17 protein-coding genes are annotated in these 15,563 nt (G+C 61.7%); 6 read left to right on the top strand and 11 right to left on the bottom strand.

The genetic code is table 11. The features are described 5' to 3' along the window. Nucleotides 1–230: 230 nt before the first annotated feature. The 6 genes from AC1D06_RS38055 to AC1D06_RS38030 all read right to left on the bottom strand — a co-directional run bounded on the left by AC1D06_RS38055 (nucleotide 231) and on the right by AC1D06_RS38030 (nucleotide 7,156). Nucleotides 231–1,976, bottom strand: a complete 1,746-nt coding sequence (locus tag AC1D06_RS38055; protein ID WP_477990781.1) for a hypothetical protein — start codon at nucleotides 1,974–1,976, stop codon at nucleotides 231–233. 341 nt (nucleotides 1,977–2,317) lie between these two features. Further along, nucleotides 2,318–3,229 (bottom strand): adenylate/guanylate cyclase domain-containing protein, encoded by a 912-nt coding sequence (locus tag AC1D06_RS38050; protein ID WP_477990780.1) that lies wholly within the window; start codon nucleotides 3,227–3,229, stop codon nucleotides 2,318–2,320. A 117-nt stretch (nucleotides 3,230–3,346) separates the two neighbouring features. Further along, complete coding sequence (locus AC1D06_RS38045) at nucleotides 3,347–4,234, bottom strand: N-acetylglucosamine kinase (RefSeq protein WP_477990779.1); 888 nt, start codon at nucleotides 4,232–4,234, stop codon at nucleotides 3,347–3,349. Between the two features lies 1 nt (nucleotide 4,235). Beyond that, nucleotides 4,236–5,240: an SIS domain-containing protein gene (locus tag AC1D06_RS38040; RefSeq protein WP_477881430.1), complete on the bottom strand. Its 1,005-nt coding sequence runs from the start codon at nucleotides 5,238–5,240 to the stop codon at nucleotides 4,236–4,238. 111 nt (nucleotides 5,241–5,351) lie between these two features. Then, the gene (locus AC1D06_RS38035) at nucleotides 5,352–6,143 is read right to left on the bottom strand and encodes a GntR family transcriptional regulator (RefSeq protein ID WP_477881429.1); all 792 of its coding nucleotides are present in this window, start codon (nucleotides 6,141–6,143) and stop codon (nucleotides 5,352–5,354) included. Then, on the bottom strand, nucleotides 6,119–7,156 hold the full coding sequence (locus AC1D06_RS38030; RefSeq protein ID WP_477990778.1) for a Gfo/Idh/MocA family protein: 1,038 nt from the start codon (nucleotides 7,154–7,156) through the stop codon (nucleotides 6,119–6,121). The genes AC1D06_RS38035 and AC1D06_RS38030 overlap by 25 nt, the downstream gene beginning before the upstream one ends. 205 nt (nucleotides 7,157–7,361) lie before the next feature. Here AC1D06_RS38030 and AC1D06_RS38025 point away from each other — a divergent pair, with 205 nt between their 5' ends. From AC1D06_RS38025 to AC1D06_RS38015, 3 genes are all read left to right on the top strand, one after another. Continuing rightward, the gene (locus AC1D06_RS38025) at nucleotides 7,362–8,627 is read left to right on the top strand and encodes an ABC transporter substrate-binding protein (protein ID WP_477990777.1); all 1,266 of its coding nucleotides are present in this window, start codon (nucleotides 7,362–7,364) and stop codon (nucleotides 8,625–8,627) included. A 361-nt stretch (nucleotides 8,628–8,988) separates the two neighbouring features. Then, the gene (locus tag AC1D06_RS38020) at nucleotides 8,989–9,885 is read left to right on the top strand and encodes a carbohydrate ABC transporter permease (RefSeq protein ID WP_477990776.1); all 897 of its coding nucleotides are present in this window, start codon (nucleotides 8,989–8,991) and stop codon (nucleotides 9,883–9,885) included. An 8-nt stretch (nucleotides 9,886–9,893) separates the two neighbouring features. Next, nucleotides 9,894–10,745 carry a carbohydrate ABC transporter permease gene (locus AC1D06_RS38015; protein ID WP_477990775.1) on the top strand — a complete coding sequence of 284 codons (852 nt, stop codon included), beginning with the start codon at nucleotides 9,894–9,896 and terminating at the stop codon, nucleotides 10,743–10,745. 34 nt (nucleotides 10,746–10,779) lie between these two features. Here the strand turns inward: AC1D06_RS38015 and AC1D06_RS38010 are convergent, their stop codons facing one another. Then, complete coding sequence (locus tag AC1D06_RS38010) at nucleotides 10,780–11,031, bottom strand: hypothetical protein (protein ID WP_477990774.1); 252 nt, start codon at nucleotides 11,029–11,031, stop codon at nucleotides 10,780–10,782. A 64-nt stretch (nucleotides 11,032–11,095) separates the two neighbouring features. Here AC1D06_RS38010 and AC1D06_RS38005 point away from each other — a divergent pair, with 64 nt between their 5' ends. Together AC1D06_RS38005 and AC1D06_RS38000 are read left to right on the top strand one after the other, a co-directional pair. Then, nucleotides 11,096–11,848 carry a DUF3800 domain-containing protein gene (locus tag AC1D06_RS38005; RefSeq protein ID WP_477990773.1) on the top strand — a complete coding sequence of 251 codons (753 nt, stop codon included), beginning with the start codon at nucleotides 11,096–11,098 and terminating at the stop codon, nucleotides 11,846–11,848. 227 nt (nucleotides 11,849–12,075) lie between these two features. Further along, on the top strand, nucleotides 12,076–12,450 hold the full coding sequence (locus AC1D06_RS38000) for a hypothetical protein (protein ID WP_477990772.1): 375 nt from the start codon (nucleotides 12,076–12,078) through the stop codon (nucleotides 12,448–12,450). Here the strand turns inward: AC1D06_RS38000 and AC1D06_RS37995 are convergent. From AC1D06_RS37995 to AC1D06_RS37985, 3 genes are all read right to left on the bottom strand, one after another. Further along, nucleotides 12,444–12,749 carry an addiction module antidote protein gene (locus AC1D06_RS37995; RefSeq protein ID WP_477990771.1) on the bottom strand — a complete coding sequence of 102 codons (306 nt, stop codon included), beginning with the start codon at nucleotides 12,747–12,749 and terminating at the stop codon, nucleotides 12,444–12,446. The two genes, AC1D06_RS38000 and AC1D06_RS37995, sit on opposite strands and share 7 nt — an antisense overlap. After that, nucleotides 12,739–13,038 (bottom strand): type II toxin-antitoxin system RelE/ParE family toxin, encoded by a 300-nt coding sequence (locus AC1D06_RS37990; protein ID WP_477990770.1) that lies wholly within the window; start codon nucleotides 13,036–13,038, stop codon nucleotides 12,739–12,741. The genes AC1D06_RS37995 and AC1D06_RS37990 overlap by 11 nt, the downstream gene beginning before the upstream one ends. Nucleotides 13,039–13,117: 79 nt before the next feature. Continuing rightward, nucleotides 13,118–14,221 carry a M24 family metallopeptidase gene (locus AC1D06_RS37985; RefSeq protein ID WP_477990769.1) on the bottom strand — a complete coding sequence of 368 codons (1,104 nt, stop codon included), beginning with the start codon at nucleotides 14,219–14,221 and terminating at the stop codon, nucleotides 13,118–13,120. A 155-nt stretch (nucleotides 14,222–14,376) separates the two neighbouring features. On the opposite strand from AC1D06_RS37985, the gene AC1D06_RS37980 reads away from it, so the two are divergent. Continuing rightward, a complete protein-coding gene (locus AC1D06_RS37980) occupies nucleotides 14,377–14,628 on the top strand; it encodes a hypothetical protein (RefSeq protein WP_477990768.1) in 252 nt (83 codons plus the stop codon). A 20-nt stretch (nucleotides 14,629–14,648) separates the two neighbouring features. On the opposite strand, the gene AC1D06_RS37975 is transcribed toward AC1D06_RS37980, so the two are convergent. Further along, nucleotides 14,649–15,458, bottom strand: coding sequence for an aspartate/glutamate racemase family protein (locus tag AC1D06_RS37975; protein WP_477990767.1), 810 nt, complete (start codon nucleotides 15,456–15,458; stop codon nucleotides 14,649–14,651). Nucleotides 15,459–15,563 lie beyond the last annotated feature (105 nt).

Genomic DNA, 15,563 nt, shown 5'->3' with positions numbered 1-15,563 from the left:
CCGGTTGGTTCCCTCTTCTCCCCTCGGGGAGAAGATGCCCGCAGGGCAGATGAGGGGGCTTCGCGGGTGAGGTGTCCCCCTCATCCGGCGCTTCGCGCCACCTTCTCCCCGCTGGGGAGAAGAGGGAGGCCGCTGCGGCGCTCCTGCCAAACGCAACGTCGAAGCCAGAAAATATCTCGTCGGCTGGCGCCATTCCTCATAGAATGGCGCTCTGATCCCGTGTGACTGCGTCAGAACACAAACGCATCCCGACCAAGATCATGGACATGCACGCCTTTGATCAGCATCGTCGATCCGTCGTCAGCGGTCATGAGGGCGCCTTTGTCGGTGTCTTCGATATGATGCTTCAGTTGATCGAAGTTGGTGATGTCAGGCAGCGCTCTCAAATCGATCACATCGTGATCCCCGACCTTGAAGTCGGCGATTGCGTCATGGCCACCGCCCGAGGCGAAAACGAAGGTATCGGACCCTTTGCCGCCATGGAACAGGTCGTCGCCAATGCCGCCAACCAGGCGGTCGTGCCCTTTCGTACCATGAATGGTATCGTCGGCGCCGGATTCCTCCGTGACCTTGTTCGCATGAGCCGTCAGCTTGGATGTCTTGCTGCTTCCGAGGTTGAAGACCGTGAAATCCGGCCCTTCGACGGAATTCGGGCTGCCGAAATCAGGCGTTGAAATCTCGTGGGTCCCCTTCGCCGTGCCATCCGTCACCCAGAGCCCCGAATGATTGCTGCCGTCGTAGGCGTGGAAGACGGCGACATCGCCGTAGACGGTGAAATCGGGATTGCTCGTGCCATCGAGCCGCAAACCGCCCTTGATCCCCGCATTGCCGAGGCCGCCCACCTCCACAGTGCCCTTTGCCGTGCCGTCGGTGCTCCAGAGGCCGACATGGCCGTGGGAATCGTAGCCAACGAACAACGCCTTGTGGTTGAGGACGGTGAAATCCGGATAGGCGATGCTGCCGCTCCAGAACAACCCGCCATCCTTGGCCGCATTGGCGCCCGTGATCCCCTTATTGCCGTGGCCACCGATCTCGACCGTGCCCGCCGCCGTGCCGTCGCTGACCCAGAGCGCATCGGTGTGGGCATAGTAGCCGCTGGAATTGAGCGTGTCGTCATAGCCCGCAAACAGGACGAGCTTGCCGAAGGTCGTCAAACCCTCGGGCTGGATGCCCATCGGCAGTTCCGAGGTAAATTGATGGTTGAAACCATCAGGCGATCCCTTGATGTCCTTATTGCCCTGGCCGCCGATCTCATGCGTTCCCTTCGCGGTCCCGTCGGTCACCCAAAGCGAGCCGGGCGTGTCCCGCAGGTCGGCCCCGGCGAACAGAACCTTGTTGCCGTCCACGGCAAAGTCGCGCGGCTGAATATCGCTGCCCGGACTTCCGACCTTGACAGCGCCTTTGATCGGGGCAAGCTCGAATGTCCCCTTCACCGTGCCGTCGGTTTCCCAGAGCCCGACATTGCCGGCCTTGTCGCGGCCGTTGAACAGCACGATATTGCCGAACGCGGTGAAGTGCGGATCGCTCGGCAGCAGGCCGCCCGAATAGGCATTGGCGATCTGCTTGTTGCCCACGCCGCCGATCTCGACCGTCCCCTTCGCGGTCCCGTCGGTCATCCAGAGGCCCGGCACCTCATTGCCCGAGACCCCGGCTTCGCCGCGAAAGAGCAGCTTGTGCCTGTAGGCTGTGAAATAACCCGGGCCGAGCCCGTCCGGATTGGCCTTGTGGATGCCGGTGACCTCGTGCGTCCCCTTCGCGGTCCCATCGGTTTCCCAGAGGCCGAATTTGCCGTTCGCATTCGTGCCCTCGAAGAACAGATGCTTGCCGAGGAGCGTGAGGAATGCCGGGTTGATTCCGCCTTGATTCGCATTCAGACCCGGTGTGATCTCGACGGTTCCGGCCGCTGTGCCATCCGTCTTCCACAATTCCTCATTGAAGTCATCGTCGAGCGCCCCATAGATCACGATCCTTGCCATGCGCTGTTCCTCCCCCGCCTGCCAGGGGCAGGCAATGCCGAACGCAATCTGATCATTTGGACCGCTTGGGCCATGTTCAACCCGTCAGGCGGGCCGAAATACAAGGGGACGTCCTGCCCCCAGAGCGTGTCCTATTTTCGGGAATTAAAATAGCACCGATCCTGCAGTCGAACAAGTTGTCCGCCCCCCTCGATGCCGCCGTGAGTCTCGAGGATCCAGCACCTGCTGCATCGCCGTCCACGACGTTCCCGGCTATGAGATTATCATCCTTCGCATCCTGCCTTCCGCGCAGAGATAGCCGCCGGAATGATCACAACTGACCGACCGCTACCGGCCAGAAATCACCGCCGCAACCCCAGCCACCGGAGCGTGATCAGGACCGCGATCGCCAGCAGCGGCCACTGCACCCACAATCCGCCCGTGAGCACATTGATCGCCGCTAATCCCAGGCCCATGACGAGCAGCGAGGAGGTGCGGCGGTCGAAGCGGCGTTGAGTGCGGGACCATTGAAGCGCGGCGACGATGGCGAAGACGGTGAGCGGCCATTTGGCCCAGAAGTCGTGGGGCTCGGTGAAGAGGTTGACCAGCGTGACGATGATCGCGGCACCGGCCAGGCCGCGATACATGGCCGGGCTGCCTGGCTGGAAGAAGAGTTCTTCGCGTTCGGAAACCGGTGGCCTTGGCGGGCGCTGTGGGACGTCGCGCGAGCGTGCCCAGCCGGCAGCCGGCGCTTCGCCGACGCGGACCGAGTAGCTCGGCACGGCCTCGGTGACGTTCTTCACCTGTAGCGGGCCGAGGAAGTCGAAGGCGACGGTCACCTTGTTGCGGACCTGGTCGTAGACTGTGTTGGAGATGACGATGCCGCCAGGCAGGGCCGAGCCCTGCAGGCGGGCGGCGATGTTGACGCCGTCGCCATAGATGTCGTCGCCGACCTCGATCACGTCGCCGAGATTGATACCGATGCGGAACAGCATCTGCTTTTCGCTCGGCGTGCCGGCATTGTAGCCGGCCAGTTCGTTCTGGGTGTCGATCGCGGCGCGGACGGCCTCGACGACGCTGGGGAATTCGGCGATCAGGCCGTCGCCCCAGGTGTTGATAACCCGGCCGCCATGCGACTGGATCACCGCCGACATCGCGTCGCGATAGCGTTTGAGGGTGACGAGCGTGCCTTCCTCGTCGATGCCCATCAGGCGCGTATAGTCCTGGACGTCGGCGGAGAAGATCGTCGTCAGCTTGCGACGTGTTTCAGGCATGTTTGCCGGTTCCATTCACCCAAGCCCTCGCTTCAACGATCGCAGCTGAATATGCGGTATCGGGGTTAAGATTTAAAGGAGCGAACCGGCATTGCGACGAAAAATCGGCCAGTTTCGTTAAGCAGTCCTGCGCGCCAGGAACACGGCACCCTCGACCGGGCTGACCGTCAGCTTGTGGATTTTCAGCTCCGGATGGGCCGCGTGGACCGCCGCGGCGAAGGCGTCGAACAGCCGCTGCTGGTTGACGATGACGCTGCCGGCGACGACGATGTCGGTGCCGGTGGCGCCGCGGGCGAGGAGCCGGCCGACCAGGGCTGCCAGATATTCGCCGCCCTCCCGGATCACCTTCTGCGCCAGGGCCGAGCCGGCCTCGGCGGCGGCAAACACGGCGGGGCAATGCGGCGCCCAGTTCTCGGCGGTCGGTTCGTCATTGACCTTGCGGGTCAGGCGCTCGGCATCGGCGACACCGAAGTCTGCGATCAGGGCAGAGAGCAAGCCATCGTCCGGTCTGCCTTCGTCGAGTGCCCTGAGTGCTGCTCGGGTGGCTTCGCGGACCAGTGCTGCTGCGCCGCCCTCGTCGCCGATGACCGAACCCCAGCCGCCGGCGGCCATGTGGGCGCCGGAAGCATCCTTGCCGACGCCGATGGCGCCGGTGCCGGCGATGATGCCGATGCCCTGGTCGAAGCCGGCGGCGGCGACGATCAGTGCCGCGTCGTTGACGGCGGTGACCTGGTAGCCGAGCTTGGCCAGTTCGGCGGTCAGGTCGCGGGCGATTGTCGCGCTGTTGATGCCCTGGGCGCCGAAGGCCAGCGAGGCGATTTTGAGGTCGGCGGGGACATGCGCCTTGAGCTTGCCGGCGATCCAGGCCGCACCTTCTGCGACCGGCTCGGCATCCCAATCCTGGCTGGGGATCAGCGTGTCGATGATGCGCTTGCCGTCGAGGGTTTCGATGACGAGATGCGCCTTGGTGCCGCCGATGTCTAGCGCGATCAGTGCATAGGTCATGTCAGGCAACCTTGGTGTCATTGTGCTCGAAGACGAAGGCATCCGGGTCGAGCCCGCGGGCTATAGCAGTTTCGACCGCGAGCGTCTGCATGACCACGGCTTCGAGAATGGGGCGCTGCGCCGGCGAGACAGACGGCAGCGCGATATGGCTGAGATGGGCTTCCTCGGCGACGGAGAGCGGGCTGACGAGAATGGTTTCATGGCCGGCGCGGGCCAGCGTGCTTGCCAGCTCGATCTCGCGTTCGTCGCCGAAGAGGATATGGGCGCCGCGGCCGGCCGATTCCATCGCGCCGTGCAGATATTGTCGCGTCGACATGCCGGTGGCGGGGATGCGGGCGATTTCGCGCAGCAGCAGCGCGCCGACTTCTGCCGAGCCGACGGAAGAGGCGATGGCGGCGCAATCGGCATAATGGGCGTCGTTTAGCCGGCTTACGAGTTCGTTGATACGTTCGGCGAGCAGGGTTTCGACGGCGCGGACGGCTGGCGCGATGTTGGCCCAGGACGGGTCGATCTCGCCGTCGTTCCAGGCTTCGGCCACCATGCCCAGCGCCATCACGGTGGCGGTGTAGCCGATGGTCGAGGCATAGCTGTCGGGAATGGCGCCGAGCGAGATATTGGCGGCGGAGATCGCCGCGATCGGTGAATCCTTGGCGTTGACGACGGAAATGCGCAGTGTCGGGTCGATGGAATTGAACACGGCGAGCGTCTCGGCGCTCTTGCCGCTCTGCGACACGCCGATCAGCGGGTGATCGGTGGCGGGAAAGGGGATGGGATATTCGCCGGCATTGAGCCTGAGCGCATGCACGCCGCGGGCGCGCAGCGTCCAGACAGCGGCGGCGCTCGCCGCAAAGCTGGCGCCGATGCCGAGGAAGATCGGCCCCGGACCAGCCAGCGCGCCGGCCTCGCGGGCGCGAAAAACCTCGCCGCCGATTGCCGCGACTGCGGCATCCAGCCGGTCGGCCTGGGCGGCGCGCGCTTCGGCGAGAGAAATGTAACCCTTGACCACGTCTGTCTCCTTCAGAATTCAGGCCGCGTTCGACCGGTGCCCGCGAGGCGATCCTCCGGGCTCTCCATGTCGTCGCGAAAATTGCGATTGCGGTTCGGTCCCCTCGATGATCTATCCGGCAGGCTTGCCGATGCGGGAAAAGCTGGTTCTCAGGCGATAGCGATCGCCGGCATAGGTGATGGAGGACGAGCAGACCGGCCGGCCATTGGCGTCCTCGATCAATTGCCACATGGCGAGCACCGGCATGCCGGTCTCGATGCCGAGATGGCGCGCCAGCGTCGCATCGGCGGCACGCGCCTCGATGGTCGAATCGGCGCGGGCAAGGTCGAAGCCGGCATCCATCAGCAGGCGGAAGAGCGACGCCTTGGAGAAATCGATTGCCGAGACGTCCAGGCCGCGGATCGCGGGAAAGTAGGAGATGTCGACGGCGACCGGCACGTCATCCAGTTTGCGCACGCGCTCGAGGTGGAAGACCGGCGAGCCCGGCGCGACCGAGAGTTCTTCCGCTTCATCCAGCGTGGCCGGCGCTTCCTGGGCGCGCAGCACTTCGGAAGAGGGCGTCAGGCCCAGCCGGGCGGCAGTCTCGCTGAAGGATTCCAGCGTCTGCGGAAATTCCTGATGCGCTTCGGTGGCGACATACCAGCCGCGGCCATGCGAGGAGACCAGCACGCCGGAGCTTACCAGGCTGTGCAGCGCCTTGCGCAGGGTCACGCGGCTGATGGAGAGGCGGGTCAAGAGGTCGCGTTCAGGCGGCAGGCGACTGCCGGACGGCATTTTCGTTGAGGCGATTTCGCGCGTGATCGCCCGGGCAGCCTGCTGCCAGAGCGGTTCGGGTGAATTCTCGTCGAGGCGCGCCACCGTGCCGACCTTGCCAACCATCAGTTTGCCGCCACCTGTTCCCATTGCTTCGTCTTCATCGAGCGATAGCACGCATCGATAATGCGGTTGACGATAACACCATCCTCATAGGTTTCCATCGGCGCTTTGCCGGCAGCGAAGCAATCGACAAAATGGCGCATCTGCTGCGAAAAGCCGTAGGCACGGGTTTCTTCCGGCACCGGATAGACCCAGCCGGTGTCGCTGTCGGCCTTTTCGACGGTGTAACCGACCGAATGGGAAACAAAGCCCCAGACCGGGCCGACGGAACTGTCGGTGACGATGCGGCCTTCGGAGCCGACAAGCTCGTGGCGCAACTGCATGCCGCCCTTCTCGATCCAGGAGGATTCGAGCGAGGCCAGCTCGCCGCCGGCGAATTTCAAGAGCACGATGCAGGCATCCTCGCCGGTGGTCTTGTCGGTGTGCACCATGGTGGCGCCCCAGGCCATGACCTCGACGACCGGATTGTCCTTGCCGAAGAAATGCCGCGCCGATTCGACCGTGTGGCAGCCCATATCGAGCAGCGCGCCGCCGCCGGCCGTCTCGGCATTCCAGAAATGCGGCGCATGCGGGCCGGAATGACCTTCACGGGCGCGCATGGTCAGCAATTTGCCGATGCCGCCGGCTTTCAGCATGTCATAGGCCTTGGCGATCTTGGGCGAGAACACGGCACTTTCGGCATAGCCATGCCAGATGCCGGCATCGAGCACGATCTTCAGCATTTCCGCCGCTTCCTTCTCGGTGCGGGCGAGTGGCTTGGTGCAGATCACCGCCTTGCCATGCCTGGCGGCGATGCGGGTGGCTTCGAGATGCACTTCATTGGGCAGCGCAATGACGACGATCTGCACACGCGGGTCGGCACAGACGGCATCCATGGTCGGATGGGCAGTGACGCCGGGTCCCCACTTCCTGGCAAACTCGGCCGAACGCTCGGCATTGCGTGAGGTGCAGGCCACCAGTTCGGCATTGCGGACGTCGAGCAGTGAATCCGCATAGCAGTCCCCGATAAACCCCGAGCCGAGCATCCCCACCCCGATCATGCATTCCTCCTGAATGTTTTCCGGCACATTCTCTTGTGGCCGAAATCGATTTTGCCGATGCATACCACATAAGACAAAAATGGGAAATAAAAAAGATGTCTTGTCATAACTGGTATTAGGAGGTATCTTCCAAAAGTTGGCTGCGGGAGGGAGAACCGCCGCGGCGGAGGAATTTCAAAACCTTTCATAAAAGGGGAGACTACCAATGCGTTCACATGGATTGATGGGCTGCGTGCTGGCTTCGCTGGGCCTGATGGCCACGGCCGGCAGCGCCCTTGCCGCAGATGCCGTTACCCTGAAACTGGGCAGCTGGCGCACGGAGGACCTGGCGGTGTGGCAGGACAAGATTCTGCCGCTGTTCGAGGCCAAGCATCCCGATATCAAGGTCGAATTCGCCCCGATCAATACCAATGAATACAATGCGGCGATCCAGTCGCAGATGGAAGCCGGCGCCGGCCCCGACCTGATCACCTGCCGCCCGTTCGACGTCAACCGCGACTGGATCAAGCGCGGCTATTATGCGCCGCTGACCGGGCTCGAAGGCCTCAAGCATTTCGACGACACGTCGCGCGCCGCCTGGACCGACGACAAGGGCACGTCCTTCTGCCTGCCGGTGGCCGCCGTTCTCGCGGGCTTCTTCTACAATGTCGATATCTTCAAGGAACTCGGCATAGAGCCGCCGAAGACCCAGGATGAATTCATCGCCGTGCTGAAGAAGATCAAGGACAGCGGCAAATACCAGCCGCTCGCCTATGGCTCGGCCGAATCGTGGCAGCTTGCCTATAACGGCCTCTACAGCATCGGCCCGACCTACTGGAAGGGCGAGGAAGGTCGTCTCGGCCTGATCGATGGCTCCAAGAAGCTGACCGATCCGGAATTCATCGAAGCGTTCAAAGCCTTCGACGCCTGGAAGCCCTATCTGCCGAGCGGCTACCAGAGCCTCAACTACCCTGACATGACGCAGCTCTTCACCATCGGCAAGGCGGCGATTCTGCCTGATGGTTCCTGGGACATCAACCAGGCTGCCTCGACGGGTTTGAATGTCGGCGTGTTCGGCCCGCCGGTGGCCAAGGATGGTGACCAGCGCTATCTGCAGGAAATGCCCGACATGGCGATCGGCATCAATGCCAAGAGCGCGCATATGGACGCCGCCAAGGAATTTTTGAACTGGCTCGCCGGTCCGGAATTCCAGGAAGCCTATGTCAACGAAGCCCCCGGCTTCTTCGCCATGAGCGACCAGAAGGTGACCTACAAGAATGCGCTGGCGCAGAAATGGGCTGACCTGAAGACGGGCGCCAAGCTGACGCCGCGCCTGGCGCTCGACCGCCTGAGCTCCGGCAATCCCCCGCTCGACGACGATACCTGGCGCGTGCTGCAGACGATGATGAACGGCGACGACGTGACGCCGGAAAAGGCGGTCGCCGAACTGCAGAAGGGCCTGTCTTCCTGGTATGGTCCGCAGAAGAAGTAAGCCGTAAGGTCGAGGCCTCACGCGCCGCAGGGGCGGTGCGTGGGGCTTTTGTTTGTCTATCGATATCGGTCCACGGAGACCTGAGTGACGCAGTTTCTTTCTCTTGCTGATTGGTGTGTGGGGTTACCCCCAACTCGGAGCCTGGGGCTACCCCCCTCTGTCCTGCCGGACATCTCCCCCTCAAGGGGGGAGATTGGCTGGGGGCGCACTCTCGGTTCTACTGCAAGCTTTGAGGTCGGGGCGAGCGGCAGCCGCGCATCAATCTCCCCCCTTGAGGGGGAGATGCCCGGCAGGGCAGAGGGGGGTATGCCCCACACACAGTGCGTGAAAGAGGCCGCCGCTATCGAAGGGGCGTCGCTGCATGCCTAAATCCCACATCCTCACCACCCAGCGCCGCAGCCTGATCCTCTTTGTCCTGCCCGCGCTCGCCATCTACCTCGCCTTCGCCGTGCTGCCGCTGGTCGCCTCGATCCTGATGAGCTTCTTCGATTCCGACGCCCCCGGCGGCCGCACGTTTGTTGGGCTGGCGAACTACGTCACGCTCTTCACCCACCCGGTCACCAGCGCCCGGTTCTGGAATGCACTGGTCAACAATTTCGAATATTTCCTCATCCACCTGATCGTCGAGGTCCCCGTCGGCCTGCTGATGGCGGCGCTGCTGACCTCCGGTCTGCTCAAGCGTTCCGAAGGCGTCTACCGGACGCTGCTGTTCATCCCGGCGACGCTTTCCGTCGTCATTGTCGGCTTCATCTGGCGGTTGATCATCAATCCGCTCTGGGGCTTCGTCAGCTTTCCGCTGCTCGGCAATGAACTCACCGCATTGCCGACGATCTCGCTGATGTCGGTCTGGCAATATGTCGGCATTCCCATGATCTTCCTCTATTCGGCGCTGATCGCCGTGCCGGAGGATATTGTCGAGGCGGCGCGGATCGATGGTGCCGGCAATTGGCGGATTTTCTGGGGCATTAAATTCCCGATCATCCTGCCGCAGTTCGGGCTGATCTGCATCCTCACCTATATCTGGACCTTCAACGGCTTCGACCTGATCTTTGCACTGAACGGCTCGGCACCTGGGCCGAACTATTCGACCGACATTCTCGGCACTTTGTTCTACCGCACCTTCTTCGGCTCGAGCGGCCAGATCGCCGATCTCGATCTCGGCGCCACCGTCGCCACCGTGATCTTCACCCTCATCCTGGTCGTCACCGCGCTGTATTTCTGGCTGGTGCTGCGCAGGCTCAAACAAGTCCAGCTGTGAGGCCCGCCATGACCCGGACATTTCACAAGCGCAGATCGAGCTGGCCGGCCGAGCGCGTCACCGTGCACCTGCTGCTGCTGTTCTTCGTGGCGCTGGCGCTCGGCCCGATCCTGCTGGTCATCATGAACTCGTTCAAGACGACGCCCGGCATCTTCCTCGGCCCGTTCCAATTGCCGCATGGCCGCACTTTCAGCCTCGATGGTTATGCGCGCGTCTTTACCCGCGGCAATATCGCCGACAATTATCTCAACAGCCTGATCGTCACCGTCACGACCGTGGTGCTGACGGTGGTGACCTCGGCGCTCGCCGCTTTCGCGCTGGTGGAATACAAGCTCAGAATGGCGCCGGTCCTGGCCGGCCTGTTCGTCGTCGGAATCATGCTGCCGATCCGGCTCGGCACCGTGCCGATCCTCGAAATCATGATCGCCTGGCGGCTGGTCGACACGCTGACCTCGCTGATCCTCGTCTATACGGCGATGAGCATTCCGATCGCGGTGACGCTGATGGTCGCCTATTTCCGCACCGTGCCGACCGAGCTCAAGGAGGCGGCGCGCATCGATGGCGCCGGCGAATTCCGCACATTCCTGATCGCGCTGCCGATCGTACGACCCGGGCTCGCGGCCGTGGCGACGCTGACCATGCTGCCGGTGTGGAACGACCTCTGGTTCCCGCTGATCCTCGCGCCCTCGAAGCAGAACCAGACGGTGACGCTCGGCGTGCAGCAATTCGTCGGCCAGTTCATGAACGATTATCCGGCGCTGCTCGCGGCTTTGTCGCTCGGCATCGTGCCGCTCGTGCTGCTCTACGTGATTTTTTCACGGCAGTTTATTCGCGGGCTGAGCCAGGGGGCGGTTAAATGACGGGGAGCCATCGATAGCTGTTTTGGGCCGACGATTATTTGTGATAGCGTCCTTTTTCGCACCAGAACTTGGTAGTGATGCCAGGTTGCGCCTGAAATAAGCTCGCCGCCAAGCCGGAGTTTTCCTGGTTGTATGCCTCGCCGTCTGAAGTGTCGAAGGTGGCGATGTGAATCCGCATCATGGCATCAAGCGGGCTATTCCGGTACAGGGTGTAGATCTGGCCGTCGTCAGCCATCGCGAACCAGCCGAAGCACCCGGACAGGACAAGAGTGATCCCGCCCAGCATTATAGTAGAACGCCCCCTCATAGCTGTCTAAAACCCTCGCTCAAGTTGCACAAACTCCGGCACTATGTTAAACGAGCTTATGAGGTTTGGCGATTATATCGTTTATGTCGATGAAAGTGGGGATCATAGTCTAAACCCCATAAATCCGCAAAATCCGGTATTCGTTTTGGTTTTTCTGATTGTCCGAAAAACCGAATATACAGCCAATATTGTCCCTAGCGCTCAAAATCTCAAGTTTGACTTTTGGGGGCATGACTGCGTTGTTTTCCATAACTACGAAATCAGAAAACGCCATGGCGAGTTTAATATTCTTCTTAATGAGAATACGCGCAACATGTTTTTTGATCGCATAAACGATTTTGTTGCGGGCTCCGATTTTACAATTATCGCAGCCGCCATAGACAAGCAGAAGCACATCAATCGGTATGTGGACCCGCAGAACCCTTACGAAATGGCGTTAGGGTTTTGCATGGAGCGCCTTCAAATGTGGCTTCGTGAACATGAGCAAACCGATAGTCTCACGCATGTTCTGGTCGAAAAGCGCGGCGCACCAGAGGATGCCAAGTTGGAATTGGAGTTTCGGCGAATTGCCGATGGCCAAAACCGCGTTGGCAGAATGCCCAACCTCGATATCCGTTTCATGGACAAAAAGCACAATTCAACCGGGCTTCAGCTCGCCGATCTGGTCGCTTATCCCATTGCCAGGCATGTTATCGACCCTGAACAGCCCAATCGTGCTTACGACTTGGTAGAACCGAAGTTTCGCAGGGGACCGGATGGAAGGTTAGAAGGATTCGGCTTGAAAATCTTTCCATAAAAGCGAAAAGCCTCCAGGTAGTCCCGGAGGCCCGACGCCGAACGAGCAGTCCCGTTCCATTTGACTTTAACATAGGACTGCTAGGTATTTTGTCAAGCGCAGCTGAGCGCCTGGCGAGAGTTCTCGCAGGCCGCCTTGTTTGCCCCTTGCACACAATCAGCGCCTTAACTCTCGACGGTTTGATCGACTTGTGCTTTCTTCCCGCGTGAAAATCGGAGGAAATGGTCATGTCGAGATTCGCCCCTGCCGTCCTGTTGCTGGCATTCGCCATTGCTCAACCCGCTTTCGCTGCAGGCACGACGCCGCCCGGTGACTGGATGCCGCTGATCAAGGATGCGATCCGCGAACAGCTCAAGAACCCCGCCTATGTCACCTTCCGCCGCATCTTCTTCGTCAACAAGAAGACCGATGACGGCGCGGTGCCGGTCTGCGGCTTTGCCAATTTCAAGCAGAAGCAGATAGAGCACGCCAAGACGAAAGCCTTCTTCGGCCTGCTGACACCCCCCGGCAGCGACAAGAAAGCCGGCTTCGCCTCGATCCAGATGGCCGACGAGAAGGACGCCGAGATCGCCAAGGTGTGCAGGAGTTACGGGGTTTATTGAGCCGCCGGTGCATGTGTTTCGGGCGTCGCCGACAGCCGTAGTCCCAGAGCCTTGACGACGCCGAGCAATGTCGAGAGTTTGGGATCGCCGGTCTCGCTCAAGGCTTTGTAGAGGGCCTCGCGGGTGACGCCGGCATCTTTTGCGATGCTGGTCATGCCTCTTGCCCTGGCAACGATGCCGAGCGCATGCGCTATATAGGCAGCGTCACCGCTTTCGAAGGCGTCGGCAATCAGTTCGGCTTGCGCTTCCGGGCTTTCCAGGAATTCAGAGGCATCGAAGGGCAGGGTTTCAACTGTCATGGCGCATATCCTTCGCTATTTCCTTGGCGCGTTGGATGTCCCTTGACTGGGATCCCTTGTCGCCACCGCAAAGCAGAATGATCAGAACCTTTCCGCGCTGGACGAAATAGAGGCGATAGCCAGGTCCGTGGTCGATGCGTAACTCTCCGATGCCGTCGAAAAACTTGGCATCGCCAAGCAAACCTGCCTGAACTCTGGCGATGCGTTGGGCAATTCGCTCCTGCGCGCGCGAATCTTTCAAGCTCCGCAGCCATTCAAGGAAAATCTTGGTCTGGCGGACTTCGATCATATTGTGAATTATAGTTCACAGATGTGCAGTGTCAATCCGTTTACAGAGGTGGCGCCCGCTCACACGAGCGCCACACCCATCACACCCGCACGAAATGCGTCTCTCTTGGCAGCGAAGACAAAATCTCCGGCCCGTCCTCGCGCAGGATGACGATGTCTTCCAGGCGGATGCCGAAGCGGCCGGGGAGGTAGATACCGGGTTCGATCGAGAAGACCATGCCTTCTTCGAGCACGGTTTCCGAGGTGGCGGTTATGTAGGGCGGCTCGTGGCCGTCTATGCCCATGCCGTGGCCGGTGCGGTGGACGAAGAATTCGCCGTAGCCGGCGTCGGCGATCACCTGGCGGGCGGCGGCGTCGACTTGCCTGGCGAGCACGCCGGGGCGGGCGGCCTTCAGCGCCGCTTGCACGGCCTTTTCGACGATCGAATGGATCTGGCCATAGCCTTCGGGGGCCTCGCCGATCACCGCCATGCGGGTGATGTCGCTCGGAAAGCCCTGCTTGCGGCCGCCGATATCGATGACCACGGCGTCGCCTTCCTGGATGACGCGTTCGCTGGCGGAATGGTGCGGGAAGGCGCCGTTGCCGGCGGAGCCGACGATATAGAATTGCGGCGACGCACCTTCGGAGGAGAAGTGGCCCTTGATGGCGTCGGCGACCTGGTTTTCGGTCATGCCGGGCTTGATGGCGCCGAAGGCGGCCTGCATGGCGCGGTCGGCAATGCCGGCATTCATCTTCATCTTCTTGTATTCGTCGCTGTCCTTGCGCATGCGGAGCGCACCGACGGTTTCGGGCGTGAAGGCGCTGATAGTGTCGGCGGGCAGGGCGTCGAGCAGCAGCAGGGCGAAATCGGCGCGCATGGTTTCGTCGAGCGCCACCTTGCCGGGCGCGGTGGCGTCGATGGCGGCAAGCGCATCGGCAAGCGCCTGGTCGGGGCCGACGTCATCAGCCCAGTTGAAGAATTCGATATCGGTGAATTCGCGGCTGCCTTCGGCATTGAGAACCGGCATCAGGAAGCATTCCTTCTCGCGGCCGACCAGGATCAGGCAGGGACGTTCGTCGGGATGCGGATGGAAGCCGAGCAGCCATTGCATGTGCGAGCCGGGGCCGAGCGCGATGAGGCCGGTTGCGGTGGCGGTCATCTTTTCGCGCAGGGCGGCGAGGCGTTTGGCGGTTTGTTCGGTCATGGTTTTCTCCTCATTCGAAATATATCGTTCGTTAAGTTGCAGAGGTGGTTGAGCTGGACGTTTGGATACCCCAGTTGAAGTGTCATCATTGCCGATGACCGTTCCGGTCGTTCATGGACGAGACGCAGTTGACCCCGAAGCCCGTTACGAGCCCTATGAAACTGTTTCGTGCAGTTTCTCTCATCGCCGTTCTTTCTCTCTTCTTCACCTCCGTGGACCTCTATACGGGCACGACATCCGAGAGGTACGGGACGATCCGCCAGGCGACTGATCCGGTGCGCTTCAATTTCGAAGTCGGCGCCTTGATGGTCATCGCGGCTGGCTCCTCTGTCTATTGGTACATCCTGCTGCTGCGGATATTGCGTGAGCGTCGTGATAGACGCATCTCGCCGGGTCAGGAAAAGTAGTCAGCGATCACGCGCAACCGTCACGCCGCCTCCACCACGATCCGGCTGCCGAACACCGGCGCGTTGCTGCCGAAGGCGTCGAAGCGGGCCATTTCTTCCTCGGTCGGCGCTTCGCAGGAGCCTTTGCGCGAGGGTACCCAGCCGCATTGGCGCTTGAGGATGGCGGCATATTCGGCGCGTTTGAGGGCCGCGATGGACGGGTCGATCACCGGCACGCCGAGCTCGCGCTCCAATTGCTTGTAGAAGCCGATCTCCATCGTGCAGCCGAGGATCAAAGATTCTGCCCCGCCTTCCTCGACCGCCTTGCGGCCGGCGGCGAGCAGGCGGCGGTTGGTTTCGGCATGGTCTTTCTGGAAATCGTCGACGCCGAGGCCGACATCGTAGAAGCCGGCCAGGCGCTCGGCATGGCCATAGGCATGCACGTTGGACTGCATCTGGTACGTCCATTTTCTGCGGCCGATGATGATGCCGAAGCGGTTGGAGAGGGTGGAGGCGATCTCGCAGGCGGCGAAGCAGGGCGCGGTGATGATCATCTCGCCGGAGATTTCGCGGGCGTCGTGCAGCGCGGTGTCGTAGAAGCAGCCGATGGCGAGCGCGTCAAAACCTTCCGCAGCGGCGGCGCGGACGGCGCGCAGGATGCCGCGGGTGACCAGGGCTTCATAGGTGCGGAATTCGATGTGGGAGAAGGCGTAGTCTGCCTTGGGCAGCGCGGTGACGTGGACTTCGGTGCCGGGGAGTTTGTGGTCGCGGGCCATGTCGGCGAAGATCGGGTCGACGTCCGGGTTGTCGGCGACGGGGTTGAGATACATGATCTTGAGGGGGGTGGGCATTGGCATTCCCTTTCGGTTTGTATTTAGGGACGGTGCCTGGGACACCCCCCTCTGTCCTGCCGGACATCTCCCACTCAAGGGGGGAGATTGGATGGGGTGCCGCCT

The sequence above is a fragment of the Rhizobium sp. P2_G2 genome, assembly GCF_056403555.1.
The sequence above is the reverse complement of the archived record's forward strand: the minus strand, read 5'-3'. Positions and strand labels throughout refer to the sequence as shown.